The sequence below is a fragment of the Methanocaldococcus bathoardescens genome (assembly GCF_000739065.1).
GTDB classification, from domain to species: domain Archaea; phylum AGJL01; class Methanococci; order Methanococcales; family Methanocaldococcaceae; genus Methanocaldococcus; species Methanocaldococcus bathoardescens.
In genome coordinates, this window is sequence record NZ_CP009149.1 from 1,539,029 (window position 1) to 1,564,643 (window position 25,615).

The 25,615-nt window shown below is 31.7% G+C and carries 29 protein-coding genes and 1 tRNA gene; 20 read left to right on the top strand and 10 right to left on the bottom strand.

Going from position 1 to position 25,615, the window contains the following annotated elements:
* The 3 genes from JH146_RS08070 (at position 1) to JH146_RS08080 (ending at position 1,962) form a co-directional block, all read left to right on the top strand.
* A complete protein-coding gene (locus JH146_RS08070; protein ID WP_048202486.1) occupies positions 1-1,251 on the top strand; it encodes a TldD/PmbA family protein in 1,251 nt (416 codons plus the stop codon).
* A 173-nt stretch (positions 1,252-1,424) separates the two neighbouring features.
* Entirely contained in the window at positions 1,425-1,670 is a 246-nt protein-coding gene (locus tag JH146_RS08075) for a hypothetical protein (protein ID WP_048202487.1), read from the top strand.
* A gap of 4 nt (positions 1,671-1,674) precedes the next feature.
* Complete coding sequence (locus JH146_RS08080) at positions 1,675-1,962, top strand: ArsR/SmtB family transcription factor (RefSeq protein WP_048202488.1); 288 nt, start codon at positions 1,675-1,677, stop codon at positions 1,960-1,962.
* An 8-nt stretch (positions 1,963-1,970) separates the two neighbouring features.
* Here JH146_RS08080 and glyS read toward each other — a convergent pair whose 3' ends face one another.
* On the bottom strand, positions 1,971-3,704 hold the full coding sequence (gene glyS, locus JH146_RS08085) for a glycine--tRNA ligase (protein WP_048202489.1): 1,734 nt from the start codon (positions 3,702-3,704) through the stop codon (positions 1,971-1,973).
* A 126-nt stretch (positions 3,705-3,830) separates the two neighbouring features.
* On the opposite strand from glyS, the gene JH146_RS08090 reads away from it, so the two are divergent.
* The gene (locus JH146_RS08090; protein ID WP_048202490.1) at positions 3,831-5,852 is read left to right on the top strand and encodes a hypothetical protein; all 2,022 of its coding nucleotides are present in this window, start codon (positions 3,831-3,833) and stop codon (positions 5,850-5,852) included.
* A gap of 3 nt (positions 5,853-5,855) precedes the next feature.
* On the opposite strand, the gene JH146_RS08095 is transcribed toward JH146_RS08090, so the two are convergent.
* Positions 5,856-6,737 carry a triphosphoribosyl-dephospho-CoA synthase gene (locus JH146_RS08095; RefSeq protein ID WP_048202491.1) on the bottom strand — a complete coding sequence of 294 codons (882 nt, stop codon included), beginning with the start codon at positions 6,735-6,737 and terminating at the stop codon, positions 5,856-5,858.
* 81 nt (positions 6,738-6,818) lie between these two features.
* On the opposite strand from JH146_RS08095, the gene JH146_RS08100 reads away from it, so the two are divergent.
* Positions 6,819-7,406, top strand: a complete 588-nt coding sequence (locus tag JH146_RS08100; protein ID WP_048202492.1) for a hypothetical protein — start codon at positions 6,819-6,821, stop codon at positions 7,404-7,406.
* Here the strand turns inward: JH146_RS08100 and JH146_RS08105 are convergent.
* Positions 7,389-7,946 carry an XTP/dITP diphosphatase gene (locus JH146_RS08105; protein ID WP_048202493.1) on the bottom strand — a complete coding sequence of 186 codons (558 nt, stop codon included), beginning with the start codon at positions 7,944-7,946 and terminating at the stop codon, positions 7,389-7,391. The genes JH146_RS08100 and JH146_RS08105 overlap by 18 nt on opposite strands.
* Positions 7,947-8,135: 189 nt before the next feature.
* A tRNA-Leu gene (locus JH146_RS08110) sits at positions 8,136-8,223 on the bottom strand.
* A gap of 153 nt (positions 8,224-8,376) precedes the next feature.
* Here JH146_RS08110 and JH146_RS08115 point away from each other — a divergent pair.
* The 11 genes from JH146_RS08115 (at position 8,377) to JH146_RS08165 (ending at position 18,501) form a co-directional block, all read left to right on the top strand.
* Positions 8,377-8,886, top strand: coding sequence for a DUF531 domain-containing protein (locus JH146_RS08115; protein ID WP_048202494.1), 510 nt, complete (start codon positions 8,377-8,379; stop codon positions 8,884-8,886).
* A gap of 89 nt (positions 8,887-8,975) precedes the next feature.
* Positions 8,976-9,290 (top strand): ATP synthase archaeal subunit H, encoded by a 315-nt coding sequence (gene ahaH, locus JH146_RS08120; protein ID WP_048202495.1) that lies wholly within the window; start codon positions 8,976-8,978, stop codon positions 9,288-9,290.
* 33 nt (positions 9,291-9,323) lie between these two features.
* Positions 9,324-11,339, top strand: coding sequence for a V-type ATP synthase subunit I (locus JH146_RS08125; protein ID WP_048202683.1), 2,016 nt, complete (start codon positions 9,324-9,326; stop codon positions 11,337-11,339).
* 102 nt (positions 11,340-11,441) lie between these two features.
* Positions 11,442-12,098, top strand: a complete 657-nt coding sequence (locus JH146_RS08130; protein WP_048202496.1) for an ATP synthase subunit K — start codon at positions 11,442-11,444, stop codon at positions 12,096-12,098.
* A gap of 72 nt (positions 12,099-12,170) precedes the next feature.
* Positions 12,171-12,782: a V-type proton ATPase subunit E gene (locus JH146_RS08135; RefSeq protein WP_048202497.1), complete on the top strand. Its 612-nt coding sequence runs from the start codon at positions 12,171-12,173 to the stop codon at positions 12,780-12,782.
* 12 nt (positions 12,783-12,794) lie between these two features.
* A complete protein-coding gene (locus tag JH146_RS08140; RefSeq protein WP_081874498.1) occupies positions 12,795-13,994 on the top strand; it encodes a V-type ATP synthase subunit C in 1,200 nt (399 codons plus the stop codon).
* A 9-nt stretch (positions 13,995-14,003) separates the two neighbouring features.
* Complete coding sequence (locus JH146_RS08145) at positions 14,004-14,300, top strand: V-type ATP synthase subunit F (protein ID WP_048202498.1); 297 nt, start codon at positions 14,004-14,006, stop codon at positions 14,298-14,300.
* Positions 14,301-14,384: 84 nt separating this feature from the next.
* The gene (locus JH146_RS08150) at positions 14,385-16,148 is read left to right on the top strand and encodes an ATP synthase subunit A (protein WP_048202499.1); all 1,764 of its coding nucleotides are present in this window, start codon (positions 14,385-14,387) and stop codon (positions 16,146-16,148) included.
* A gap of 54 nt (positions 16,149-16,202) precedes the next feature.
* Positions 16,203-17,606, top strand: a complete 1,404-nt coding sequence (locus JH146_RS08155) for an ATP synthase subunit B (RefSeq protein ID WP_173400845.1) — start codon at positions 16,203-16,205, stop codon at positions 17,604-17,606.
* A gap of 105 nt (positions 17,607-17,711) precedes the next feature.
* Complete coding sequence (locus JH146_RS08160) at positions 17,712-18,161, top strand: protein-tyrosine phosphatase family protein (protein ID WP_048202501.1); 450 nt, start codon at positions 17,712-17,714, stop codon at positions 18,159-18,161.
* 196 nt (positions 18,162-18,357) lie between these two features.
* On the top strand, positions 18,358-18,501 hold the full coding sequence (locus JH146_RS08165) for a hypothetical protein (RefSeq protein ID WP_153232499.1): 144 nt from the start codon (positions 18,358-18,360) through the stop codon (positions 18,499-18,501).
* 64 nt (positions 18,502-18,565) lie between these two features.
* Here JH146_RS08165 and hypA read toward each other — a convergent pair whose 3' ends face one another.
* From hypA to sucC, 5 genes are all read right to left on the bottom strand, one after another.
* Positions 18,566-18,940: a hydrogenase maturation nickel metallochaperone HypA gene (gene hypA, locus JH146_RS08170; protein WP_048202503.1), complete on the bottom strand. Its 375-nt coding sequence runs from the start codon at positions 18,938-18,940 to the stop codon at positions 18,566-18,568.
* Between the two features lie 5 nt (positions 18,941-18,945).
* The gene (locus tag JH146_RS08175) at positions 18,946-19,407 is read right to left on the bottom strand and encodes an RNA-binding domain-containing protein (protein WP_048202504.1); all 462 of its coding nucleotides are present in this window, start codon (positions 19,405-19,407) and stop codon (positions 18,946-18,948) included.
* 105 nt (positions 19,408-19,512) lie between these two features.
* Positions 19,513-19,776, bottom strand: a complete 264-nt coding sequence (albA, locus tag JH146_RS08180) for a DNA-binding protein Alba (RefSeq protein ID WP_048202505.1) — start codon at positions 19,774-19,776, stop codon at positions 19,513-19,515.
* A gap of 62 nt (positions 19,777-19,838) precedes the next feature.
* A complete protein-coding gene (locus tag JH146_RS08185) occupies positions 19,839-20,750 on the bottom strand; it encodes an SDR family oxidoreductase (protein WP_048202506.1) in 912 nt (303 codons plus the stop codon).
* A 35-nt stretch (positions 20,751-20,785) separates the two neighbouring features.
* Positions 20,786-21,883 carry an ADP-forming succinate--CoA ligase subunit beta gene (gene sucC / locus JH146_RS08190; RefSeq protein ID WP_048202507.1) on the bottom strand — a complete coding sequence of 366 codons (1,098 nt, stop codon included), beginning with the start codon at positions 21,881-21,883 and terminating at the stop codon, positions 20,786-20,788.
* 79 nt (positions 21,884-21,962) lie between these two features.
* On the opposite strand from sucC, the gene JH146_RS08195 reads away from it, so the two are divergent.
* Together JH146_RS08195 and JH146_RS08200 are read left to right on the top strand one after the other, a co-directional pair.
* Positions 21,963-22,745, top strand: coding sequence for a 4-phosphopantoate--beta-alanine ligase (locus JH146_RS08195; protein WP_048202508.1), 783 nt, complete (start codon positions 21,963-21,965; stop codon positions 22,743-22,745).
* A 14-nt stretch (positions 22,746-22,759) separates the two neighbouring features.
* Positions 22,760-23,476, top strand: a complete 717-nt coding sequence (locus JH146_RS08200) for a dihydromethanopterin reductase (acceptor) (RefSeq protein WP_048202509.1) — start codon at positions 22,760-22,762, stop codon at positions 23,474-23,476.
* A 1-nt stretch (position 23,477) separates the two neighbouring features.
* Here JH146_RS08200 and JH146_RS08205 read toward each other — a convergent pair whose 3' ends face one another.
* Positions 23,478-23,936: a hypothetical protein gene (locus JH146_RS08205; RefSeq protein ID WP_236953662.1), complete on the bottom strand. Its 459-nt coding sequence runs from the start codon at positions 23,934-23,936 to the stop codon at positions 23,478-23,480.
* A 168-nt stretch (positions 23,937-24,104) separates the two neighbouring features.
* On the opposite strand from JH146_RS08205, the gene JH146_RS08210 reads away from it, so the two are divergent.
* Positions 24,105-24,512, top strand: coding sequence for a DUF371 domain-containing protein (locus tag JH146_RS08210; RefSeq protein WP_048202511.1), 408 nt, complete (start codon positions 24,105-24,107; stop codon positions 24,510-24,512).
* Between the two features lie 10 nt (positions 24,513-24,522).
* Positions 24,523-25,569 (top strand): aspartate-semialdehyde dehydrogenase, encoded by a 1,047-nt coding sequence (asd, locus tag JH146_RS08215; RefSeq protein ID WP_048202512.1) that lies wholly within the window; start codon positions 24,523-24,525, stop codon positions 25,567-25,569.
* Positions 25,570-25,615 lie beyond the last annotated feature (46 nt).

The following is a 25,615-nucleotide window of genomic DNA, read 5'->3' on the forward strand; positions in this document are numbered from 1 at the left end:
ATGGATTTAGAGAAATTAATAAAAATTGGTGAGAGAGAGGGATTTGAAACAGAAGTTCTTTTTGTTAAATCTTATGATGTGAGTGTTGATTTAGATGGGAAGAGTGTAGATAGTTTTCAAACAGGAATTTCCTATGGTATTGGAGTTAGAGTTATAAAGGATGGAAAGGTTGGTTTTGCCTATGCAAATAAGTTTGATGAAAATATTGTTTATAAAGCCATGAAAAATTTGGTTGAAGATAAATATACAAAATTTGCTGAACCGCAAAAGTATAAAGAGCCAAAGGGAATGTTTTATAAAGAAATTTTAGATTTGGATGAAGAAAAATTGTTAGAAGACCTAATAACCATGAGAGATATTGCCTTAGATAATAATGCCATTGTTTTAAGTGGAGGAATTTCTAAAGAAGTTGGATATGCAAGGTTGATAAATTCAAATGGTGTGGATGTTGAGGAAGAAGATACTTATTTCTCTGCTTCAATATCTATAATGTATAATGGAGAAACATCTTATGAAAGTAAAACTCAGCATAATATTTTTGATGTTGAGGAAATTAGCTATAAAGCATTAGATTTAGCTAAAAAATCAGCAAATGGAAAAGCTATTTCATATAAAGGAAATATAGTTTTATCACCAAGGGCATTGTATGATTTGTTAGCTTACACTTTAATGCCAGCATTCAGTGCTGAGAATGTTCAGAGAGATAGAAGTATTTTAAAAGGAAAAATTGGAGAGCAGATTTTTAGTGAAAATATAACAATAATTGATGATGGAACTTTAGATTATGCTTTATACTCTTCAAAGTGTGATGGAGAAGGGACAAGAACTCAAAGAACAGTTTTGGTTGAAGATGGAGTTTTAAAAAATTATTTGTATGATATAAAGAGAGCCAATAAAGAAGGAAAAAGCTCAACTGGAAACTGTTCAAGGGGTTATAGCTCTCTACCTTATGTCTCACCAACAAACTTTATTATTAAAGAAACAAAAAATAGCTTAGATGACTTTGATGAATATGTCTATATTAATGGAGTTATCGGCTCTCATACATCAAATCCAATAACTGGAGATTTTGCTGTAGAAATACAAAACTCATACTATTACAAAAATGGAGAGATAATCCCAATTAAAAAAGGAATGTTTGGTGGAAATATATTTGAGATGTTTAAAGAGGCGATTCCATTAAATGATGTTGAGCAGAGGGGTAAGTTAATCTCTCCATCAATTGTATTCAAAGGAGAGATTGTTAATTAATAAATTCATATAAACAAATTAACAAAACCCATATATAACTTTTTGGCAATATATGTAGTTAAAAATATACACATTGTATTAGGATATTATATTTTAAGTTATATTTATTTTAAGTTAAGTTTGGAAAATTACATGTTATTAAGAGATTACAAATTTGTTTTTAGGGTGAAATAATGCCAATGGGTTTGGGAGTTCATTATGTAGGTAGTGAGGGAGTAGCTATAAGTCCATTTTATAGCATTCTTTGGATGATTATTTGGATTGCCATTATTGCTGTAATATTGTATATACTAATTTCCCCATTAAAAAAACAATCAAATGCAATAGACAATGAAAAGCTTATAAAAATAGAGAAGGATGTTGAGGAGATAAAAGAAATTGTTAGAGAGTTAAAGAAGAAATGGGAAGAGATAGAGTGATTTTATGAAGTTGATAGATGTAGTTAAAATGGGAGAGGCATTGTCTAATCCAATAAGGGTTAAGATGCTATATATCTTAAATAAACAACCAAAAAATATTTATGAATTAGCTAAGGAGTTGGAATTATCAAGACCTGTTGTCTATGCCCATTTAAGAAAATTAGAAGATGCTGGTTTAGTTGAGAGTGATTTAGTTTTAGAAGGAAGTAGAGCAAAGAGAATTTATAAAGCAAAAGAATTCAAATTTTATATTGATAATGAGATTATAAAAAATTTATTTGAGGATGAATAGCTATTCTTTTATTCTTTCAATCTTTCTTTTAAATAATCAACAAGCTCATCTATTTTAACTCTAACTTGCTCTCTTGTATTTCTTTCTCTAACAGTTACAGTTTTATCCTCTAATGTTTGTCCATCTACTGTTATACAGAATGGAACCCCTATTTCATCAGCTCTCATATATCTTCTTCCAATAGCTCCACTATCATCATACTCAGCTATAATACCATTTTCTCTTAGCATTTGCTCAATTTCCTTAGCTATTTTTGGCATATCATCTTTATTGACTAATGGTAAGACATAAGCTTTTATAGGGGCTATTGATGGCTTTAAATCTAAATAAACTCTATCCTCTTCCTCTCTGTATGAATGCTCCAGTAAGCAATAGGTAATTCTATCAATTCCATAGGATGGTTCTATAACGTGTGGGATAACTTTCTCTCCTTTAATAACTTTTTTAACCTTTTTAATTTCAACATAATCTTTTAGAATTTCAAATTCTTTTCCATCAATGTTTATTGTTATTTTACCATCTTTTTCAATGTTTTTAACAAACTCTTCTTTCTCTTTTTCACTTAAATTGTTTATATATGCTTCAATTGCTTTTGTATCTTTCTTGAATATCCTTCCAACAACTTTATAATTTAGATTTATTTCATAGGTTTCTATCTCTCTTTCCTCATCAAGCTCAACAAATACTGAGAGCTCAACGCCACTATGTGAAGAATGGCTTCTTAAATCGTAATCTGTTCTATCAGCTATTCCCACACACTCAATCCATCCAAATCTTTCTGTATATATTTCAGCATCCCAACAGTCAATAGCATAGTGTGCCATTTCGTTTGGGAGGTGTTGTCTAAATCTAATTTTATCTTTATCAATTCCAATTGCTTCTAAAAACCTCTTTGTTAAAGCTATAAAGTAGGCAATTGTCTGATGCCTTATAATTCCCTTCTCAACAGCCTCTCCAATACTTATCTTAATTACCTTTTCATCCTCACTTAAGTTTTCATCCATCTGTCTTTCAGCTGGCAGTAATGGGACAACTTCATCCTTAACCAAATCAAATTTTTCATGCTCCTTTCTTTCTGGATGAACGAAATATTCAATCTCTGCCTGTGTGAATTCTCTCAACCTAATAACTCCCTGTCTTGGGGAAATCTCGTTTCTATAACTTTTACCAATTTGAACTACACCAAATGGTAGTTTATTTCTAAAGAATTGGGCTAATCTTCTAAACTGTATAAATATTCCCTGTGCTGTTTCAGGTCTCATGTATCCTGTTCTCTTTCCTCCCGGCCCTATAGATGTGACGAACATTAAGTTGAATTTCTTAACCTCTCCAAGCTCTCCTCCACATTTTGGACATCTTATATCGTGTTTTCTAATAAGCTCTTCCAATTCTTTTAATGTTTTTCCTTCAGTATCTACATCTACAAACTCTTCAATTAAGTGGTCAGCTCTAAATGATTCTAAACAGTTTTTACACTCAACAATTGGGTCTGTAAAGTTATCAACGTGCCCAGATGCCTTTAAAACTTCGTAGGGTGTTACTGTTGGGCTTTCAATCTCATAAAATCCTTCTTTAACAATATACTGCTCTCTAAACTTTGATATGATGTTATTTTTTAATAAACATCCTAAAGGTCCGTAATCAACAAATCCAGCAATTCCTCCGTAAATCTCAAATGAACTCCATAGATAACCTCTTCTTCTTGCTAAATCCATGATTTTCTCATAGATATCTTTGCTCATTCAATCACCATGATAAGATTTTTAGGTATTTAGATTAAAATGAGGGTTGCATATATAATTTACTGTAATATTTTTAAAAATGCAATTTATAAGATTTTGAATAAAGTAATTTGGGGAGAGGATTCTATGGAGGAAAATAATCTTAAGTGGTGGGAGTATTTTATTATTGGATTGGTTAGCATATTGATTATTGAAGGTATATTAAAAATACTTACAACATTTGGCATTGGATATGGGGTATTATTAAGTATAATGTTATTTTTGTTCGTAGTTTTATTGATACAGGTAGAAAAAATTGTTAGCTTATTCTTAGGTAAGGTTGTAGATAACGAAGAATTTAGTGGCAAAATTAAAGAATATGGTTTAATCAAACAGTTAATTAATATATGGAACAATAAAATTAAAAGATATTCTTATTATTTGGTGTTAGTGTTTATTTTTACTCCGTATGTGTGTATGGGGGAAACTAAGGTAATAGATTATCTTTTAGGATTTATTGCAACTTATATAAACCTGAATAATGTAGTATCTTACTTAAATACAATAGCCACAGTTGTTGGTGCAGTAAGTGCTATTGTTATTACAATTACTGCTATAGTTATTCAACATGTTTCTGCAGAACGAGGTTATGTTCTGATGGAATTATTCTTTAGGGAGAAAATATTTTGGGAATATCTAATTTTAAATATAGCCACAATTATATTATCTGTGATGTGTATTATCTTTCTCCCAATAGATAACAGTTTTATAACAACTTCTATCTTATCTATTCTAACAATAATGATGATATTATGTTTTTTAACGCTATTTCCTTATCTATTGAGAGCTATTGATTATTTAAAGCCAGATAAGTGTATTGAATTAGTATTATATAAAAATTCAAATAAAATGAGTGATGAGAGAATATATACGGCATATAAAATTATTAAAAAATTTATAGAACTAAAAGAAATGGGTGCAGTAATTGAGGGAATCAACGGGCTAAATAATAGTTTTATTAAATTATATAACAAATATAAAAATGAACCTAATGCTAACAAATTTTTTGAGAGTAATTTATACAGTATTATTGGATTTATAGATACATATATAAATGCATTAGAAAAATATGATATATTAAAAGAACCTTATTGGCATAGAGTTTTGGAAACTTCGATAGATACACTATGTAAAATTGCAGAGATAAAAATAAAAGATGGCAAAGATATTCACTGGGAAATAGAAACAATAATTATGATTTATGTTAAATTTATGTCAATAAATGTTGATGATAGCGGAATTAAAGGATTTAAAATTGTATTTACAAAAAAGATAATTGAATCTATAGGAGAGCTTTTTAAATATAGTATGTCATTGGATGTGTCATACCGTAGAGCTTTTAATACCATTTCATCCGAAATAATTTCTGAATATAAACGGTCTAAGGACGGTGTTTATTTGTGGTTATTAGAAGAACTTCTTGAAAAAATATACAATCCTGATGGAGAATACAAAACGGTGAAGAATGCTATAAAAGACAACAGTTACCAATTTATATTGAGTGATATTAATAATTTAAAAGAAAAAATTGAAAAGTTAGATAATAAGTGCAGTTATACGGCAATAGGTGAAAATTCAGAGGACATTAAATTCACCATACACCGACCTGAAATTAATCAAATTAATGATAAAATATATGACATCTATAAAGTCATGTTAGAGGAATCATTCGATTTAGGAAGATACGATATTTTTCACTATGTTATAGATAATTTAAGGCAAACTAACAAAAGATATTTATTAGATATAGCAAATAAATTTTATATTCCAATTAACACTACAGAAAAAAACAGTCATGGTGTAAAGATTTACACAACTTTTAAAACTTCAGATGATGGAGAAAAAATTAAAAATATGTTGTATTTAGCATATTTTGATGGAGATACTTTAAAATATAAATTACTTATGGACGTATTAAAGTTCAAAGACCAAAATGATTTAATCTACATAACTAATGACTTAAAAAAATATCCAATAGAAGAAATCAAAAAAGCAAAAGAAGAATTAGAAAAAGATTTATCAAAATATGTAAAAGAAGATGAAATAGAGAGAGTTAGAGAAAATCTAAACAAAATCTTTGAATCATTATCAAAAATAAATAAATCATAATTTTCACCATAATACTGTCTCTTCCTTATCTATCCTATCTAATATAAATATCATCAATGATGAAGCAATTAAGTCAGCAGTAGTTCCGGGATTTAACTTATTTCCTTCTTTTGATAAATATTTGTCAAATTCTTTGACTTTTTCCTCTTTAAAGTTATTTAATACATCTTCAGCCATTTTAGAAACTTTTAAAGCTGTTTCAAAACCTCTCTTTCTCGCAATTAATGTATCAGGATATTTAGCCAATAGGTTTAAAAATGTTTTTGTTACAGCTAAGTTTATGTTGTTGAGTTCATCATAATACTTTTTTAATAAATTGTATCCTTCAAATGAAATTTTAAAGTTATCAACCCACTCTTTACTTATATTATCCCACTCTGCAGATATTTTATAAACATCTAAAAGAGTTAAACCTTTCTCAATAAGTTCTTTTTTTGCATCTTCTGAAGTAACATCAGGCCCTTTCTTTGGTTTATTGACATAAGCCATCGCTATATTTATTGCATCATAGACATTTAAAGCATCTTCGACAGTTGTATTTTCGGCAATTTTCTTTAAATTATCTTTCAACTTATTTTCATCAAAACTATCTAATTTTCCAGCCGCCATTGCTATAGGGATGTGAAGCATTATAATTCCTAAATTTGCATTAGTTGGAGACCATTTTTTGCTCTCAATTACTGCCTTTTTTATATATAATCCAACATCTTTATCTTTTTGAGCCGCTTCATAAACCACATTTCCAAATGCAATTCCAGAGTTTATAAAGTGATGATATTTGATGTCTCTATAATCCCTATTTCTATGAACATTTCCAGGTTTGAAAGAGCTAACTTCTAAACAACAGGCAATTTGTGATGCTTTCATTATATCAAAAGGATTCATGTTTTCACCAAAATTTTTATATATTTGAGTAATTATGTAAGTATTTAATTTTTGTATTCATGTTTGATTATGGGGGCAACTATGGGGACTTTAGAACTAATTTTGCTGATATTGATTTTATTTCTCACTCCTTATTTGATAGCACTCTTTATAATTTTTGGACCTCCAGATAGTATTATAGATTACATTTTATACAAAAAATACAAAAAAGCAAAGGAAGAATGGCATTATATAACCTCAACAGACATTGGGATGAATAGAAGCAGATGGATTTTTATATTAATGGTAGAAATAATTGCTTTATTTTTTGGATTTTATATTTTAATCAATATAAATCATCCGCATGATGAAATATTAACATTTTCGCTTATATTTTTATTTATTATGTCCATTTATGACAAACTCAATCCTGCTTCTGGAACTGTTGAGATTTATAAAGAAGGAATTGCCGTATATATTAAAATATTCAACACTTTAAAACCATTTTTAAACTACTACCTTGTTTTACCTTGGAAGTTCTTTAAAGGATACAAATTAAAAGTTAGTAAGAAAAATATAAAATATGTTGTCTTAATTCCAAAATCTAAGCTGTTTTTTGATATTTATCTAATAGACGAAGATGGAAAAGTTGAAGAAGCCATTAAAAACTATTTAAATCATATTCAATAAAAACTTTTTAAATTCTTCAAAAGCTCTTTTTCTATGGGATATTTCACTTTTTTCTTCTGTAGTCATCTCTGCAAAAGTTCTTTCTTCTCCTTCTGGAATAAAGATGCCATCATAGGCAAATCCATATCCTTTACTTCTTATTTCTTCTGCAACTCTTCCTTTAACAATTCCTTTAAATAATCTAACTCCATTTTCATCACAGTAACCAATAACTGTTTTAAAATAGGCGTTTCTATTATCTTTACCTTCTAAAAGTTTTAAAATTCCTTCATTTCCTATTGTTTCCTGAACAAACTTTGAATATGTTCCTGGAAATCCGTTTAAAGCTTCAACAAAAAACCCGCTATCTTCAACAATAACTGGTTTTTTTATTTTTTCATAAACCCACTTTGCCCCAAATTCAGCAACTTCTTCTAATGTTCCCTGAATTTCAGGATATTCAATCTTTATCTGCTCAATTTCTATATCTTTTAAATCTTTTAAAATAATATTTGCTTCTTTAATTTTATTTGGATTTCCAGTAGCAAAATAGATTTTCATGCTCTCACCAAAATTTTATAAAGATGATGTCCCCCCAGTTTAACACCCTCTCTCATCCTTAGCTCTGCCATGTCAAGAGAGCTAACCCACTGGGGGGTATTAGTACTCTAAATAATAAAGAGTTATTTAATTATTTGCCAATATATCTATTAATTTAAATTAATTAATATAATTCTCTAAAATAAAAAATGGTGCAGGGGAGGGGATTTGAACCCCCGAACCCCTTCGGGACCGGATCTTAAGTCCGGCGCCTTTGGCCAGGCTTGGCGACCCCTGCACCGTAAGCGAATCACCGCAAGCGAATTATAGAATAGATGAACTCATATATATACTTTTCGGTTCTATGTAAAAGATAAACATATATTAATAAGTTTTTTCTATAATAGTAAAAAACCTATTTTAATAGGAAATTTATTTCCTGAGGTAAAGTATGAAAAAGTTAAAGAGGATGACCTTAATTTTATACAACTCTTATGATAAAACAAGATGGCATGAGGCTCATAAAAGAGCTATAGCAAGAGCAGCTCCAATATGTTATGCGTTTGATTGCAACTTGGCTATAATGGATTTTCCATGTGAAATGGAAGATATTTTAAATATAAAAACAACCATTGGTAATTCTGGAGAATACTTGGAGAAATTAATTGAAAAAAATAGATTTTTTATTGTTGATAAATTTCTTCCTCAATTTGGAATTCCAATTGCTTCAACTTCTAAGCCAGATGAAAAAAAGGTTATAACCCCATTAGATACTGCCTATTTATTAAAGAAAAAGCCAGTTGGGATATATGTTGGACTTGGAAGGCATGGGTTACCAAAAGATATAATGGAATCATGCACTTACCATTTAGATATTACTGAAAAGAGGGTGTCTTTAGAAACTTGCACAGCCATTGGCTGTATTCCAGCTGTTATATACTGTCACACTAAATATCTCTGATATCTAAAAATAGTGATAGACTTGAAGGATAAAAAATTTTATATACTTGCTCTATTTTTAAAATATTACCAATAACTGCAGGTGGAAGTATGAGTGTTAGTGTTATGGATGCAATAAAAGAGGTAAAATTAGCTGAAGAGCAGGCAGTTAAGGAAATAGAAGAAGCAAAAAATAGAGCTGAGCAGATAAAGGCAGAAGCAATTGAAGAAGCAAAAAAACTTATTGCTGAAACTGAAGAGGAAGCAAAAAAACTTGTTGAAGAAATGATTAAAAAAGCAGAGGAAGAGGCAAAAAAAGAAGCTGAAAAGATTATTGAAGATACAGAAAAAGAGGTAAAAGAGATTATATCAATCGCTAAGGTTAAGATACTCTCGTTGAAGTTATCAGAGATTCTTGAAATCTAAATTAACAAGGTGATTTTAGTGAGACCTGTAAGAATGAAGAAACTAAAAGCGGTGATATTGGATGAAAAAATTGATAATGTTGTAAGAAGCTTGCATGAAGCGGGAATTGTTGAACTCTGTGATTTATCTGAAAAATTGGAAGATTTGGAATGGAAGACATTGTTATCACCATCATCATCAGCTGATTATGTTAGAAATGTTACAACATTGATGATAAGGGCTGGTAGAGTATTGGATATGTTTTCAAGTGTTAGCCAGAAAGAGACAAGTATAAAAGATATTCTAAACCCAAAACCTGTTGAAAAGAAGAAAGTCTCGTTCAACTCTTATAAAGAAGTTATTGAATATGCTGAAAAGATATTAAATGAGATTAGCAAAGAAGTTGATGGACCAGCTGAGAAATTATCAGAGTTGGATAACAAGAAATCCAAGTTGTTGCAGTTGAGAGAGCAAATATCTTACTTAAAAGGTTTAGAGTTTGATTTAAAATATCTTGGCTCTGGAGAGTATGTGTTTATTGGAGCTGGAAGTGTTCCTAAGGAAAGAGTTGATGAATTGAAAGTAGAGCTTGACAAAGTGGCAGATGGATACATTGAAGTATTTACTGGAAATGAATTTGAAAAGGATAAGAAGATTAGAGTTCCAATTGTATTTGTTACATTAAAAGAGAAGCTTGAGAATGTTTTATCAGAGATTAGAAAGTTTGAATTTGAAAGATATGACATAAGTGATGTAGAAGGAACACCAAGTGAGGCATTATCAAAGATAGAAAGTGAATTAAAAGCGATGGAATCAGAAAGAAACAGCTTAGTAGAAAAATTAAAAGCATTGGCAGAGAAATGGGAAAAGGAATTGTTGGCTGTCTATGAATTGTTATCAATAGAAAAAGCAAGAGGAGATGCATATTCACAATTTGGTAGAACAAATAGAACTTACTACATAGAAGCATGGGTTCCTGCAAGAGATGCTGAAAAAGCTAAGAGCTTAATTGAAAACTCAGCAGATGGCTTTGCATTTGTTGAAATAACTGAGCCAGATGAACCAGAAGAGAAAATACCTGTCCTCCTTGACAATCCAAAGGTTATTAAACCATTTGAGATGCTCACAGAGATGTATGCTCTACCAAAATACAATGAAGTTGACCCAACATTATTGTTAGTTCCAGGTTTCTTGCTGTTCTATGGAATTATGCTAACAGATGCAGTTTATGGTTTGCTATTAACTCTAATTGGTTTATGGATTTGGAAGAAGATGGGTAAAGTTAGTGAAGGAGCTAACAAACTTGGTTATATCTTAACATTGGCTGGAATCTCAACAATTGTAATGGGTATTATAACAGGAGGTTACTTAGGGGACTTCTTATTACAGTTCTTGAATATAAATATCTACGACTACGGATTAGCGTTAGTTAACCCATTGGGAGAGAGTAAATACATTCCAAATGGTCCAATAGCAATATTAGGATTCTCTATAGCTGTTGGGGTCTTGCATCTATTGATTGGATTGATAGTTGGATTTATGGAAAATATGAAAAAAGGTAATAAAGAAGAGGCAATATTCAATCAAGGAATTTGGATATTCTTAATATTGGCATTGATTATTGGATTATTATTCCCAGTAAGCCCAATATATGGAATATCAGCAATAATATGGGGAGCTATAGCTGTTGTTGTAATACTATGTGCAATTAAAGGATTCAAAGAAAATGGAATTATGGGAGCTGGTTTAGGAGTTATGGATATAACAGGATTCTTAGGAAACGTGTTATCTTACGCAAGATTGTTGGCTCTCTGTTTAGCTACTGGAGGTTTAGCAATGGCAGTAAACATTATGGCTAAGCTTGTTGGAGATTCCATTCCAGTAATTGGAATAATAATTGCTCTGCTCATACTATTACTTGGGCATGCATTCAACTTCGTAATGAATGGGTTAGGAGCGTTTATCCACTCTCTAAGATTGCACTACGTAGAGTTCTTCAGCCAGTTCTATGAAGGTGGAGGTAAGAAATTCACACCATTTAAGGCAAATAGAGAATATACTACTGCATAATTCCTTCTAAGATTATTTAAATCTTTCCAATACTCGATATAACAATAAAATATAAAAATAAAAAATACAACTTAAAACTTAATAAAATTGAGGTGATATTGTATGGTAGACCCTTTAATCTTAGGAGCTGTTGGTGCTGGTTTAGCAGTCGGTATTGCTGGTTTAGGTTCTGGAATTGGGGCAGGAATTACAGGAGCAAGCGGAGCAGGAGTTGTTGCAGAAGACCCTAATAAATTCGGTACTGCAATTGTCTTCCAAGCATTGCCACAGACCCAAGGTTTGTATGGATTCTTAGTTGCAATCCTTATATTGTTCGTCTTTAAGACAGCTTCACCTTGGGCAATGTTTGCAGCTGGTTTGGCAGCTGGTTTAGCAGGTTTATCAGCTATTGGTCAGGGGATAGCTGCTTCAGCTGGTTTAGGTGCAGTTGCTGAAGATAACAGCATATTTGGTAAAGCGATGGTCTTCTCTGTCCTTCCAGAAACCCAGGCAATCTATGGTTTATTAATAGCTATCTTATTATTAGTTGGTGTCTTTAGCGGTCCAGGTTCAACAGAGATAGCTGCTTTAGGGGCAGGGTTTGCAGTTGGTTTTGCTGGTCTCTCTGGTATCGGGCAGGGTATTACAGCTGCTGGAGCTATTGGAGCTACAGCAAGAGACCCAGATGCTATGGGTAAAGGGTTAGTCTTAGCAGTTATGCCAGAGACATTCGCTATCTTTGGTTTGTTGATAGCAATCTTAATCATGCTCATGGTATAAATCAACTAAACCCTTTTTGAATTTTAATAAATTTTTTAAATCTTTTAAATTTAATTTTAACAGGTGAAATTGATGGGAGTTGATAAAATAAAATCAAAGATATTGGAAGATGCTAAAGCAGAGGCAAATAAAATAATCTCAGAAGCTGAAGCAGAAAAAGCTAAAATCTTAGAAAAAGCAAAAGAAGAAGCAGAAAAGAGAAAAGCAGAGATATTAAAGAAAGGAGAAAAAGAAGCAGAAATGACTAAGAGTAGAATTATTTCAGAGGCAAAATTAGAGGCAAAGAAAAAGTTATTGGAAGCTAAGGAAGAGATTATAGATATGGCAATAGAAAAATTAAAAGAAGAGCTTGTTAAACTGCCTGAACAACCAGAATATAAAGATAAATTAGTAAACTTAATAAGAGATGGAGCTGTCTCATTAGGAGGAGGAGAGTTAGTTGTAAGATTAAACAGAAGGGATATGGATATTATTGATGATGCAACATTGTGGTATTTAGAAAAAGAAGTAGAAAACATGACAAAGAAAGTAACTGTATTGAAGAAGGGAGAGCCAGTAGATATTACTGGAGGATGTGTAATAGAAACTGCTGATGGATTGAAATCATTAGACAATAGCTTAGAAGCGATATTCAACAGGAACTTAAATGTAATTAGGGCGAGAATTACAGAGAAGTTATTCTAAAGGTGATGCCTGATGGCGATAAACATAGAGACGTTATTAAATTTGGAAACATTGTATTCAACATTAATGACATATTTTGACAATCCTCTCACTTTACTCATTGTTATAGCAACTGTCATCATTGTTCTTATTGTGATTGTATGGATTACAAAGATGGTTATTGATTTAGCTCCTTATGCTTATGTCAATGCAAGAATAAGAAGTAGGGAAGCAAGATTACTTGATGATGCTAAGTTGAATGAATTGATAGAATCTGGTAGCTTAGAGGAATTGGTTGGACTATTAGAAGATACTGATTATGGGCAGTATGTTGTAGAGGTTATGAATGAATTAAAAGACCCTGTTGCTGTTGAAAAGGCATTAGATATGTATTTAGCTGACTTGTATGCTTTAATATATAGAATATCCCCAGACAACGCAAAGAAAGTTTTAAAAGTATTTGCTAAGAAATTTGACATCAAAAATATAAAAACATTGATTAGAGCTAAGTTTGTTGGATTAAATGCTGAAGAAACATACAGCTTATTAATCCCGTTAGGAAACATACCAGTTGAAAAATTAAAAGAATTATCTGAAGTCAAAACAGTAGAAGAGGTTATTAGAGGTTTAGACGGCACAGAATACTTTAAGGTATTGCAGGAAGAGTTATCAAATTATGAGCAAACATCTAACATAATAGGGTTTGAATTGGCATTAGATAAGTATTACTTGGAAAGTTTAAGAAAGACAATAATGACTGAGGGTAAAGAGGAGGACATCTTTAGAGAGTTTGTAGGAACATTAATTGATGTAGAAAACTTAAAAGTTATATTAAAAGGTAAAGCTGATGGTTTGTCAGCAGATGAACTCAGCAGATATGTATCTTTAACTGGCTATGAATTAGCTTCATGGAAGTTGAAGGATTTAATGAGTGCTGGTGGAATAGAGGGAGTTTTAAGTGGTTTGGAAGGGACAAGTTATGCTGAAGTTCTATCTGAAGCAATGGAAGAATTTGAAAAAACAAAATCCATATATGCCTTTGAAAAGGCATTAGATAAATTCGTATTAGAAAAGGGTAAGAAGTTATCAACAAGAAAACCATTTGGTGTTGGACCAATTATTGGTTTAATTGTTAGCAAAGAGCTTGAAGTTAAAAATCTTAAGGTAATAATTAAAGGTAAAATAGAAAACTTAAAGCCAGAAGAAATCAGAAGCTTGCTCATATCTTTATAGGTGAGGTAAATGAAAGTTGGTGTTGTTGGCGATAGAGAAACAGCCATTGGTTTTAGATTGGCTGGTTTAACTGATGTTTATGAAGTTAAGAATGATGAAGAGGCAGTTAAAGCTATTAATGAACTTGCAAACAATGAAAATATTGCCTTTATAATTATCACAGAAAGAATAGCTGAAAGTATAAAAGATAAGATAAAAAATATAGATAAGGTTATTGTTGAAATCCCAGATAAGCATGGTAAGCTCGATAGAATAGACCCAGTTAAAGAGTTAATAAGAAAAGCAATTGGAGTTTCAATGAAATAATTCTATAATTAATTTAATAACCTATAAATAACACTTTAAATCTATTTGGATAAAAACAAATAATCATAAAGTGAGGTAGAGAATATGCCAGTTGTTGGTAAGATTATCAAGATTGCAGGACCTGTCGTCGTTGCAGAAGGAATGAAAGGAGCTCAGATGTATGAGGTCGTTAAGGTAGGAGAAGAAAAATTAACTGGAGAAATTATTCAGTTGCAAGATGATAGAGCAGTTATTCAGGTTTATGAGGAGACATCAGGGGTTAAGCCAGGAGAACCAGTTGTTGGGACTGGAGCACCATTATCAGTTGAGTTAGGGCCTGGAATGTTAAGAGCTATGTATGATGGTATTCAAAGACCATTAACAGCAATTGAAGAGAAAACAGGTTCAATCTTTATCCCAAGAGGAGTTGATGTCCCTGCATTACCAAGAGATATAAAATGGGGATTCAAACCAACTGTAAATGAAGGAGATTATGTTGAAGAAGGAGATATAATTGGAACTGTTGATGAAACACCTTCAATAGTTCACAAAATCTTAGTTCCTGTTGGAGTTAAAGGAAAAATTGTTGAAATAAAAGAAGGTAAATTTACAGTTGAGGAAACAGTTGCAGTTGTTGAATTAGAGAATGGAGAAAGAAAAGAGTTGACAATGATGCAAAAGTGGCCTGTAAGAAAAGGAAGACCATACAAAGAGAAGTTACCACCAAAAATCCCAATGATTACAGGGCAGAGAGTAGAGGATACTTTCTTCACATTAGCTAAGGGAGGAACAGCAGCAATTCCAGGTCCATTCGGTTCTGGAAAAACAGTTACTCAGCACCAGTTGGCAAAGTGGTCAGATGCTGACGTTGTCGTTTACATTGGATGTGGAGAAAGAGGAAACGAGATGACAGAGGTTACTGAAGAGTTCCCACACTTAGAGGACATTAAGACCGGAAACAAATTGATGGATAGAACTGTATTAATTGCAAACACATCAAACATGCCTGTCGCTGCAAGGGAAGCATCTGTCTATACAGGAATTACAATTGCAGAGTACTTCAGAGATATGGGTTACGGGGTTTTATTAACAGCAGATTCAACATCAAGATGGGCAGAGGCAATGAGAGAAATTTCAGGTAGATTAGAGGAGATGCCAGGGGAAGAAGGATATCCAGCATACTTAGCTTCAAGATTAGCTCAGTTCTATGAAAGGGCTGGAAGAGTTATCTGTTTAGGGAAAGATAACAGAGAAGGATTCGTTTCAATTGTCGGAGCAGTTTCACCACCAGGAGGGGACTTCTCAGAACCAGTTACATCAAACACACTAAGAATTGTTAAGGTATTCTGGGCATTAGATGCAAACTTAGCAAGAAGAAGACACTTCCCAGCTATCAACTGGTTGCAGAGTTATTCATTGTATATTGATGATGTTACAGAGTGGTGGAACACAAACACAGGTCCAGACTGGAGGCAGTTAAGAGATGAAGCAATGGGATTGTTGCAGAAAGAAGCAGAGTTACAAGAGATTGTTCAGTTAGTTGGGCCAGATGCATTGCCAGATAAAGAAAGAGTTATCTTAGAAGTTGCAAGAATGCTCAGAGAGGATTTCTTACAGCAAGATGCATTCGATGAAGTAGACACTTACTGTCCACCAATGAAACAATACTTAATGTTAAAGATAATTATGACATTCTACCAAGAGGCATTGAAAGCAGTTGAAAGAGGAGTCGAACCAGCTAAGATTTTAAAGGTTTCAGTCAAACAAGATATTGCAAGAATGAAATATATCCCACACGATGAGTTCATAAATGTTAAATCAAAAGAGATAATGGAGAAAGTTAAGAATGAATTAGGTTCATTAAACTAAATTAACTAAAAACTTAATTCTTTCTTATCATTACAAACTTTTTATTGAGAGGTGATGAAAGTGGCAGCAACTACATCAGCAATAGAATACTCATCAGTTAAGAGTATTGCAGGGCCATTATTAATTGTTGAAGGTGTTGAAGGAGCAGCTTATGGAGAGATTGTTGAAGTTATCTGCCCAGATGGAGAGAAGAGAATGGGGCAAGTTTTAGAGGCAAGAGAGGGTTTAGCTGTTGTTCAGGTATTTGAGGGGACAACAGGATTAAGCACAAACCAAACAAAAGTAAGATTTACAGGAAAGACAGCTAAGATTGGAGTTTCAATGGAAATGTTAGGGAGAATCTTTAACGGTAGAGGAAAACCAATTGATGGAGGACCAGAAATAGTTCCTGAGAAAGAGTTAGATATTAATGGTTATCCATTGAACCCTGTTTCAAGAAAGGTTCCAAGTGATTTCATCCAAACAGGTATTTCAACAATTGATGGAATGAACACATTAGTTAGAGGGCAGAAATTACCAATATTCTCAGGTTCTGGTTTGCCACACAACCAATTAGCTGCTCAGATTGCAAGACAGGCAAAAGTTAGAGGAGAAGGAGAGAAGTTCGCGGTCGTTTTCGCAGCAATGGGTATTACATCAGAAGAGGCAAACTTCTTCATGGAAGAGTTTAGAAAGACAGGAGCTTTAGAGAGAGCTGTTGTCTTTATAAACTTAGCAAATGACCCTGCAATTGAGAGAATCTTAACACCAAGAATTGCTTTAACTGTTGCTGAATACTTAGCTTATGAGAAAGATATGCACGTTCTCGTTATCTTAACAGATATGACAAACTACTGTGAAGCATTGAGGGAAATTTCAGCAGCAAGAAACGAGGTTCCAGGAAGGAGAGGTTACCCAGGTTACATGTATACTGACTTAGCTACAATATATGAAAGAGCTGGTAGAGTTAAAGGTAGAAAAGGAACAATAACTCAAATTCCAATCTTAACAATGCCAGATGACGATATAACCCACCCAATTCCTGACTTAACTGGTTATATTACAGAGGGGCAGATTGTCTTATCAAGAGAGTTGCACAGAAAAGGTATCTATCCACCAGTTGATGTCCTTCCATCATTATCAAGATTAGCTGGAAACGGGCAAGGAGAAGGAAAAACAAGAGAAGACCACAAGAAAGTTATTAACCAGGCTTATGCTGCCTATGCAGAAGGTAGAAGTTTAAGAGATTTAGTTGCTGTCGTTGGGGAGGAGGCATTAACAGATAGAGATAGGGCATACTTAAGATTTGCAGATGAGTTTGAAGATAAGTTTGTTAGACAAGGAAAAGATGAGGACAGAAGTATAGAAGAAACTCTCGACTTGTTGTGGGAGTTGTTAGCTATATTACCAGAAGAAGAATTGAAGAGAATTGATAGAGAATTAATTGAGAAATACCATCCAAAATACAGAAAAAAATAAATTCTAAATTTTAATTTTTAAACTTTTTAAGATTTTTAATGACATTAAATTTTATTTTTATTTTTTATATTGTATTTATATATTGCAATACTTAAGTGTGAGAGTATGGGAAAATGTAGGCATAACGGTGAAGTAAGTATTTTTGGTGTAAGACCTGCGAGCTTTCCTTATTTTCCATTTCATTTAAAAGACAAAATTGGAGGTTTTGTGATATTGGATGAGCTGTGGTTAAGAAGATGGTGTGAGATTATAGAGTATCCTATGAGGATTCCTACCTTATATGTGCCTATAAAGGATTATGGTATTCCTACTGTTGAGGATATGGATTTGATTGTTGATTTTATAAAATATCATACTTCTAAGGATAGAGAGGTTGTTGTTTCGTGCATTGGTGGGCATGGAAGGACTGGAACTGTCTTAGCTGTTTGGGCTGAATTGAATGGGATTGAAAACCCAATAGAGTACGTTAGAGAGTGTTATTGTGGGTGTGCAGTTGAGACAGAAGAGCAGGAGGAGTTTGTGAGGGAGTATTTGAGGATGAGGAAGAGGATATAACTATTCTAAAATTTTTTATAATTTTTATATTAAGGTTTTATAATTGAAAATAATAAAGTGGGGAAGAAAATGAGTAAGTTAGATGTTAAAAAAAGAAATGAACTAATGGGAATTTAAAGCCCCTATATTCACAGAATACGAGGTAAGAAAAATATTAGTGAAGGATAATACTGTAATAGTAGGATGCAAGAACAATTTGGCTTATGCTTTAAATTTAAAAACAGGAAGAGACAGTGTATATTCAATAACTACAAAAGATGACATTGTGATAGTGGGATGTAGTTATGATGAAGATGTAGGTTATGCGGATGTTAAAATAAAGTTTATGCTTTTAACTTAAATAAGATAATTTAAAACTAATGTTTCCTTAATAAACATAAAATGACTGCTATCTTTTTCTCTCTTTAGCCTTCATACTCAACAGTTGCATTTTTTATATTAAACTCTTTTCCTCCAGATAGCTTTAACCTTATACTTTTACAATTTGGACAGTAGATTTCAAATTCATCTATTATCTCTGCTTCTCCTTCATATCCACAATCTAAACATTTGCATTTTGGTTTTATAAATTCAACATTAATTTTAGCATTCTCGCAGATAGTCCCTTCTGCAATAACTTCAAATGCAAATTTCAATTGCTCAACATTGATAAATGTTAGTTCTCCAACTTCTAAGTTAATTTCACTAACTTTCTTTATCTTTTTTCCTTTTTCTTCCTCTTTTTTTACGCTATTAAGTATTGCTTCAAGTATAGCTGTGGCATAGGACAATTCATGCATGGTTATCACTTATCTTCATTCAATTCAAGAGCTTCAGCAACAATTTCTTTAACTTTTTCCTCCTTATTTTTTGGAGCAAATATTTTGAAGTTGAAAACAGTCCTTATAACATCATCCCCATCTATAACTCTACACTCTCCTAAATAAGCTCTCTGCTTATCAAACCTAACATAAAATTTGTTATCCTCAACTCTTAAGTGTAAATCTTTTTTTAACTTATTTAAATTTCTCTCATCAGATTTTATCAAATCCATAATATGTTTGAATATCTTCTTAGCTTCCTTTCCTTCAACACCTACATTGATAATTTTTATTGGGTTTCCAAAGTATCCCTGTGTTTCAACAACTTCTAAATTTATTTTCTCCTCATCAACATCCTCTGGAATAAAAAACTCTATAGCCTCTAAAACCTTATCCTCATCCTCTGTAGCATGCACTATTGCACTAATTTTTATAGAATTTAGCATAGTAACACCTTTTTTGAAATTAATAAATATCTCTCCAATAAAATGAAAACATTAAAGAAATAATTAATTAACAATTAATATAAAAAAAGTTAAAACTATAAAAATTTATTTAGCTAAAACAATCTCAATTGTTGAGACATTAACTTCTCTTCCATCTGGATTCTTCACTTTGTCTGTTCCTATCTCTATTTTTTTAACTTTTATGTCTTTTATAAATCTGTTTCTTATCATCTCTGCAACATCTACTGCTTTATTGATAGCTTTTCCTCTTGCTTTTATTATCACTTCATCATTGCTTGTTAGCTGTGTAAGAACTGCTACAACGTAGTTCATCACTGGCTTCTTCCCTATTAACACTACATTATCCATGCTCCCAACCTTTCTGAGTTATCTGTTGTGGTATATTTTAGGAGCATATAGAATTAACTCCATTACCTATTTATATTTTTCATCCAATTAACAACCCTCTTTATCCCCTCTTTCAAATCAACCTCTGGTTCCCAACCCAATGACTCTGCCTTTTTTATATCCAAATAAATTCTATAAACTTCTCCTTCTCTTGGTTTGTCATATATTGCATTCCCTTTAAATCCAATTTCATTTTTTATTATATTAAATAATTTATTTACTGATGTTTCTTTTCCAGTGCCTATATTAACTGTCTCATTTTTCCAATTTAATGCCATAATATTTGCTTTTGCAACATCTCCAACATAAACAAAATCTCTTGTTTGATTCCCATCTCCAAAAATAATTGGATTTTCATTTTTTAACATCTTGTCTATAAATATACTAATAACCCCTGCCTCTCCTTTTGGGTCCTGCCTTTCTCCATAAACATTTGAGTATCTTAAAATTGCATATTCAATTCCATATAAACGGTTGTATAACTTGATATATTCCTCCCCAACATATTTGCTTAGTCCATAAGGGGATAGAGGATTTATTGGATGATTTTCATCAACTGGAAGATAATTCGGTTCTCCATACACTCCAACGGATGATGCAAATATTATTTTATTTATGTCATACTTTCTCATAAACTCCAAAATATTTGTAGTTCCTAAAACGTTGATATCTCCATCATATATTGGATTTTCAACAGAGCTTCTAACGTTTATCTGAGCTGCTTGATGGATTACAACTTCAATATCTTTAAAATTAATTTTTTTATCTAAATCCTTATCTCTTATATCTGCATTTATAAACTCTGCCTTTGGATTTATGTTATTTTTATTTCCTGTTGTTAGATTATCTAAAATAATTACATCATAATTGTTTTCAATTAGCTTATCTACAATATGGCTACCAATAAAACCTGCCCCTCCAGTAACTAATATCATTTTTTCACCAAAAATTAATAAAAAATCATAAGGAATTAGCTTAATGACTCAATTAACTTTCTTCCAGCTTCTTCCATTGATGTTTCATAAGGTATTCCATGCTCTTCCAATATTTTTCTTCCAATCTCTTCATTAGTTCCCATCATTCTAACAGCAAATTTTATATTTGGATGTTCTTTTAAAACCTCAACAATTCCTTTTGCAACTTCATCACATCTTGTAATTCCTCCTAAAATATTAATAAATATTCCCTTAACATTTTTATTCTCTAAAACTTTTCTTAAAGCTAATTTTACTGTTTCAGTATCAGCCCCTCCTCCAATATCTAAGAAGCAAGCTGGTTTTCTGCCAAGGTTATTTATAACATCCATACTTGCTAATGTTAAACCTGCCCCATTACCTATAATAGCAACATCTCCATCTAACTCAACATAGGCAAATGGCAATTTTTCTTTATTTTTGTATTCTTCAAATATCTCATAATTATGTCTAAATGCTGCATCGTCATCTAAATGGATAACAGCATCAGCAGCATAGGCATTTCCATCTTTAGTTATAACTAAAGGATTTATTTCAACCATTGTAGCATCTAACTCTTTAAAGATTTTATATAATTTATAAATAATGTCAGCAACTTTTCCAATCTCATTACTTGGCACTTTTGCCTCTTTAACTATCCACCTTGCTATATATGGAAGGAATGGTTTTTTAACATCTATATGATATTTTATAATTTTCTCTGGCTCTTTTGATGCAACTTCTTCAATATCCACTCCTCCTTCAGTTGAGAAAATAATTAGTGGTTTTTTAGCATCTCTATCAATAATAATTGATACATAATATTCCTTTTCTATTGGTAATTTCTCTTCAACTAAAATTTTTTCTACTTTTTCTCCTTTGATTTCTTTATTAAATAGTTCTTCTGCTTTCTTTATGAATTCTTCTTTATTTGATGCAAATAAAATTCCCCCTGCTTTTCCTCTTCCACCAACTAAAACCTGAGCTTTTAAAACAACATCTTTTTCAATCTCTATTCTGTTTAAATCATCTTCCTTATACACTAAAAAACTTTCTGGGACAGGGATACCATACTTTTTAAATATATTTTTAGCCTCATATTCATGTAGTTTCATTCTATCACCTTAAATAATATAAATTCTCTTTAATGCTAATTTTTAATGTAAATAGTCATATAAAAAATTTGGTGGTATAATGCAGATTCCTAAAACACATCCAAGATACGAATCTTTAATGAAGAGAGAAAAGGTAATTGAGGCATTAGATAAAGGGATTTTAGCTAAAGCTGGATTAATAGCTCATGGTAGAGGTGAGATGTTTGATTATTTAATTGGGGAAAAAACAACACCAATAGCATTAGAAGCAATAAAAGCTGCTGCTGCTATGTTAATTTTAGCTAAAAATCCAGTGATAAGTGTTAATGGAAATACAGTGGCTTTGGCAATAGATGAAGTTGTTGAATTAGCTAAGGAATTAAATGGAAAGATAGAGGTTAATTTATTTTATAGGACTAAAGAGAGAGAATTGGCTATAAAAAAAGCTTTTGAAGAAAAATTTAAAGATGATATTGAGACAGGAAAGATAAAAATCTTAGGAATTGATGATGCAAATAAACAGATTCCAAACTTGGACAGCTTGAGAGGAAAGGTTTCAGAAGAGGGGATATTTAGTGCAGATGTTGTTTTAGTCCCGTTAGAGGATGGGGATAGAGCAGAAGCTTTAGTTAATATGGGTAAAAAGGTTATAGCGATAGATTTAAATCCATTATCAAGAACTGCAAGAAAATCTACCATAACAATAGTGGATGAATTAACAAGAACTTTACCTTTATTAATCAAATATGTTAGAGAATTTAAAAATAAAGATAGAGAAGAGCTTTTAAAGATTGTAGATGGCTTTGACAACAAGAAAAATTTGAAAGAGATGATTGAGTATATAGCTGAGAGATTAAAAAATCTAAGCTTGGATGAATTATAGATTTTGGGATAAACATGAAAATAGTTTGGTGTATTACAGGGGCTGGGCATTTATTAAGAGAGAGTTTCCAAGTAATGAAAAAATTAAAGGAAGAAATTGAAGATTTGAAGGTAACTACTTTAGTTTCAAGAGCAGGGGAAGAAGTTGTGAAGATGTATGGTTTGTTTGGGGAACTATATAATATTTCCAATGGAAATTATTATGAAGAGCTAATTTTAGAGAGAGAACATCCGTATTCATCACCAATTACTGGAAGATTAAGCTTGGGAAAATATGATTACTTAATTTGTTCCCCAGCTTCTGGAAATACTGTTGCTAAGGTAGTTAATGGAATAGCTGACAGCTTAGTAACAAATGCTATTGCCCAAGCAGGAAAGGGGTTTGTTAAGTCTTTAATCGTGCCTGTTGATTATAAAGAAGGGATTGTTATAACAAAACTTCCATATTCAATAGACAAAAAGAAATGTAAGCTCTGTTTAAAATGTATAAAAGTTTGTCCAAATGGTGCTATAGTTAAGAGAGAAGATTTTGTTGAGATATCACTACCTAAATGCTTAGGATGTGGAAATTGTAAAAAAGTTTGCCCATACAATGCAATAATTGAAGGAAAAGAGGTTAAGATGAGAGTTAGAAAAATAGATGCTGAAAATACAAGAAAATTAAAAGAATTGGAAGATGTTATTGTATTAAAGCATCCTTATGAGATTTTAGAGTTTTTTAAGATTAAATAAATTATTTTTTCTTTAATTTAATAATACATGTTTCAGCTGGCTTTAAATTCATTTGATAACCTAATTTATATTTTAAAGTTTCACTTATAAATCCTATTAATAACCCACCCCAAGGACATGCTGTTCCTCCAAATTCATAGCCACAAATTCTTTTTGGACAGAGATTACATTTTGATATTTTTACAATAATTTCATCTCCTTCTTCATCTATTTCTATATTTGCAAAATTTAATTCTTTAAAAAATTTTTCAATATCTTTAATATCTTTAAATTCATAACCTTCATTCATTGCATAAATTCCCAACTCCCTTCCAGCATAAGAACCTGCCATGTTACTTAAGCTTTGAGCCCCATGTCCGGTAATTAACTTTAACCCTACAGAATATCCTATAATTACAGCTGAAGCTATAGAAGGGCATGGAGTGTTTCTTGTTCTTCTTATCTTATATAGAACCACCATATCACCTATGTAGTATTACTTATACAGGTGTATGATAAAATAAATAATTATATATATTTTTTCGGACAATATTTGGACATTTTATTGAGTTTAAGTAAAAATATTTAGAATTTGAAGAAATTTAACTGAAATAATATAATAAAATTAAATTATTTAGGAGGGGTATTAATGGAATTTATTATCAAAGCTAAAGGACATAAAAATGTCTCGGCAACTCATAAAACAACCTTGGAGATTACAAAAGAAGATTATTTAACACCAACTGGACATTGCATTATAGGAATAGAGGCAGATAAATCTATGACTGATTTTAGTGAAGAATTTAAGGAAAAGCTTAGAAATGCTAAAAAAATAATTGTAGAGATTGAAGTTGAAGGAATAAAAGACACTATAATTGGAGAGGGGCATAAAGATTTAATTTTAAATCATCCAACAGATATTGTTATTAGAAAGAGTAATTACATATGCCCAAGAACGTTAATGATTAATGCAAATAAATCAGCAAAAGATATTAATAGAGAGATAGTAAAAAAATTAAAAGAAGGGAAAGAGTTAATTTTTAAGATAATTGTCTAAAGGTGAAAAGATGAAGATAAAAGTTGGTGTCTTAGGAGCTACTGGAAGCGTGGGGCAGAGATTTGTCCAATTATTGGCAGACCACCCAATGTTTGAGTTAACAGCTTTAGCAGCATCAGAGAGAAGTGCTGGGAAAAAGTATAAAGATGCATGCTACTGGTTCCAAGATAGAGATATTCCAGAAAATATAAAAGATATGGTTGTGATTCCAACAGACCCTAAGCATGAAGCATTTGAAGATGTTGATATTGTCTTCTCAGCTCTACCTTCAGATTTAGCTAAAAAGTTTGAACCAGAATTTGCTAAGGAAGGTAAATTGGTTTTCTCTAACGCATCAGCTTATAGAATGGAAGAAGATGTTCCATTAGTAATTCCTGAAGTTAATGCAGACCACTTAGAATTGATAGAAATTCAGAGAGAAAAGAGAGGATGGGATGGGGCAATTATAACAAACCCTAACTGCTCAACAATTTGTGCTGTCATAACATTAAAACCAATAATGGATAAATTTGGCTTAGATTCAGTAATTATAACAACATTGCAGGCAGTTAGTGGAGCAGGTTATAATGGCGTTCCTTCAATGGCAATTTTAGATAATTTAATTCCATATATTAAAAATGAAGAAGAAAAAATGCAAACAGAGAGCTTAAAGCTGTTAGGAACTTTAAAAGATGGTAAGGTTGAGTTTGCTAACTTTAAATTAAGTGCTTCATGTAATAGAGTTGCAGTTATAGATGGGCATACTGAGAGCATATTTGTCAAAACAAAAGAAGGGGCTGAGCCAGAAGAGATAAAAGAGGTTATGGACAAATTTGACCCATTAAAAGACTTAAACCTTCCAACCTATGCTAAACCAATTGTTATTAGGGAAGAGATAGATAGACCACAACCAAGATTGGACAGAAATGAAGGAAATGGAATGAGTATTGTTGTTGGTAGAATCAGAAAAGACCCAATATTTGATGTTAAATACACTGCGTTAGAGCATAACACAATTAGAGGAGCTGCTGGGGCAAGTATATTAAATGCTGAATACTTTGTTAAAAAATACTTATAAATTAAAAAATCTTTTTTTATTTCCATTTCATATTTCTTAGAATTTC

Excerpts from the sequence above, each read along its gene's own strand:
- JH146_RS08100 (WP_048202492.1), top strand. The coding sequence starts at position 6,819 with ATGGGGACTTTAGAACTAATTTTGCTGATATTGATTTTATTTCTCACT.
- glyS (WP_048202489.1), bottom strand. The coding sequence starts at position 3,704 with ATGAGCAAAGATATCTATGAGAAAATCATGGATTTAGCAAGAAGAAGA.
- JH146_RS08200 (WP_048202509.1), top strand. The coding sequence starts at position 22,760 with ATGAAAATAGTTTGGTGTATTACAGGGGCTGGGCATTTATTAAGAGAG.
- JH146_RS08125 (WP_048202683.1), top strand. The coding sequence starts at position 9,324 with ATGAAGAAACTAAAAGCGGTGATATTGGATGAAAAAATTGATAATGTT.
- JH146_RS08195 (WP_048202508.1), top strand. The coding sequence starts at position 21,963 with ATGCAGATTCCTAAAACACATCCAAGATACGAATCTTTAATGAAGAGA.
- JH146_RS08095 (WP_048202491.1), bottom strand. The coding sequence starts at position 6,737 with ATGAATCCTTTTGATATAATGAAAGCATCACAAATTGCCTGTTGTTTA.
- ahaH (WP_048202495.1), top strand. The coding sequence starts at position 8,976 with ATGAGTGTTAGTGTTATGGATGCAATAAAAGAGGTAAAATTAGCTGAA.
- JH146_RS08070 (WP_048202486.1), top strand. The coding sequence starts at position 1 with ATGGATTTAGAGAAATTAATAAAAATTGGTGAGAGAGAGGGATTTGAA.
- JH146_RS08135 (WP_048202497.1), top strand. The coding sequence starts at position 12,171 with ATGGGAGTTGATAAAATAAAATCAAAGATATTGGAAGATGCTAAAGCA.
- JH146_RS08205 (WP_236953662.1), bottom strand. The coding sequence starts at position 23,936 with ATGGTGGTTCTATATAAGATAAGAAGAACAAGAAACACTCCATGCCCT.
- JH146_RS08105 (WP_048202493.1), bottom strand. The coding sequence starts at position 7,946 with ATGAAAATCTATTTTGCTACTGGAAATCCAAATAAAATTAAAGAAGCA.
- JH146_RS08145 (WP_048202498.1), top strand. The coding sequence starts at position 14,004 with ATGAAAGTTGGTGTTGTTGGCGATAGAGAAACAGCCATTGGTTTTAGA.
- albA (WP_048202505.1), bottom strand. The coding sequence starts at position 19,776 with ATGGATAATGTAGTGTTAATAGGGAAGAAGCCAGTGATGAACTACGTT.
- sucC (WP_048202507.1), bottom strand. The coding sequence starts at position 21,883 with ATGAAACTACATGAATATGAGGCTAAAAATATATTTAAAAAGTATGGT.
- JH146_RS08115 (WP_048202494.1), top strand. The coding sequence starts at position 8,377 with ATGAAAAAGTTAAAGAGGATGACCTTAATTTTATACAACTCTTATGAT.
- JH146_RS08175 (WP_048202504.1), bottom strand. The coding sequence starts at position 19,407 with ATGCTAAATTCTATAAAAATTAGTGCAATAGTGCATGCTACAGAGGAT.
- asd (WP_048202512.1), top strand. The coding sequence starts at position 24,523 with ATGAAGATAAAAGTTGGTGTCTTAGGAGCTACTGGAAGCGTGGGGCAG.
- JH146_RS08210 (WP_048202511.1), top strand. The coding sequence starts at position 24,105 with ATGGAATTTATTATCAAAGCTAAAGGACATAAAAATGTCTCGGCAACT.
- JH146_RS08090 (WP_048202490.1), top strand. The coding sequence starts at position 3,831 with ATGGAGGAAAATAATCTTAAGTGGTGGGAGTATTTTATTATTGGATTG.
- JH146_RS08160 (WP_048202501.1), top strand. The coding sequence starts at position 17,712 with ATGGGAAAATGTAGGCATAACGGTGAAGTAAGTATTTTTGGTGTAAGA.
- JH146_RS08140 (WP_081874498.1), top strand. The coding sequence starts at position 12,795 with ATGGCGATAAACATAGAGACGTTATTAAATTTGGAAACATTGTATTCA.
- JH146_RS08080 (WP_048202488.1), top strand. The coding sequence starts at position 1,675 with ATGAAGTTGATAGATGTAGTTAAAATGGGAGAGGCATTGTCTAATCCA.
- JH146_RS08130 (WP_048202496.1), top strand. The coding sequence starts at position 11,442 with ATGGTAGACCCTTTAATCTTAGGAGCTGTTGGTGCTGGTTTAGCAGTC.
- JH146_RS08155 (WP_173400845.1), top strand. The coding sequence starts at position 16,203 with ATGAAAGTGGCAGCAACTACATCAGCAATAGAATACTCATCAGTTAAG.
- JH146_RS08185 (WP_048202506.1), bottom strand. The coding sequence starts at position 20,750 with ATGATATTAGTTACTGGAGGGGCAGGTTTTATTGGTAGCCATATTGTA.
- JH146_RS08075 (WP_048202487.1), top strand. The coding sequence starts at position 1,425 with ATGCCAATGGGTTTGGGAGTTCATTATGTAGGTAGTGAGGGAGTAGCT.
- hypA (WP_048202503.1), bottom strand. The coding sequence starts at position 18,940 with ATGCATGAATTGTCCTATGCCACAGCTATACTTGAAGCAATACTTAAT.
- JH146_RS08150 (WP_048202499.1), top strand. The coding sequence starts at position 14,385 with ATGCCAGTTGTTGGTAAGATTATCAAGATTGCAGGACCTGTCGTCGTT.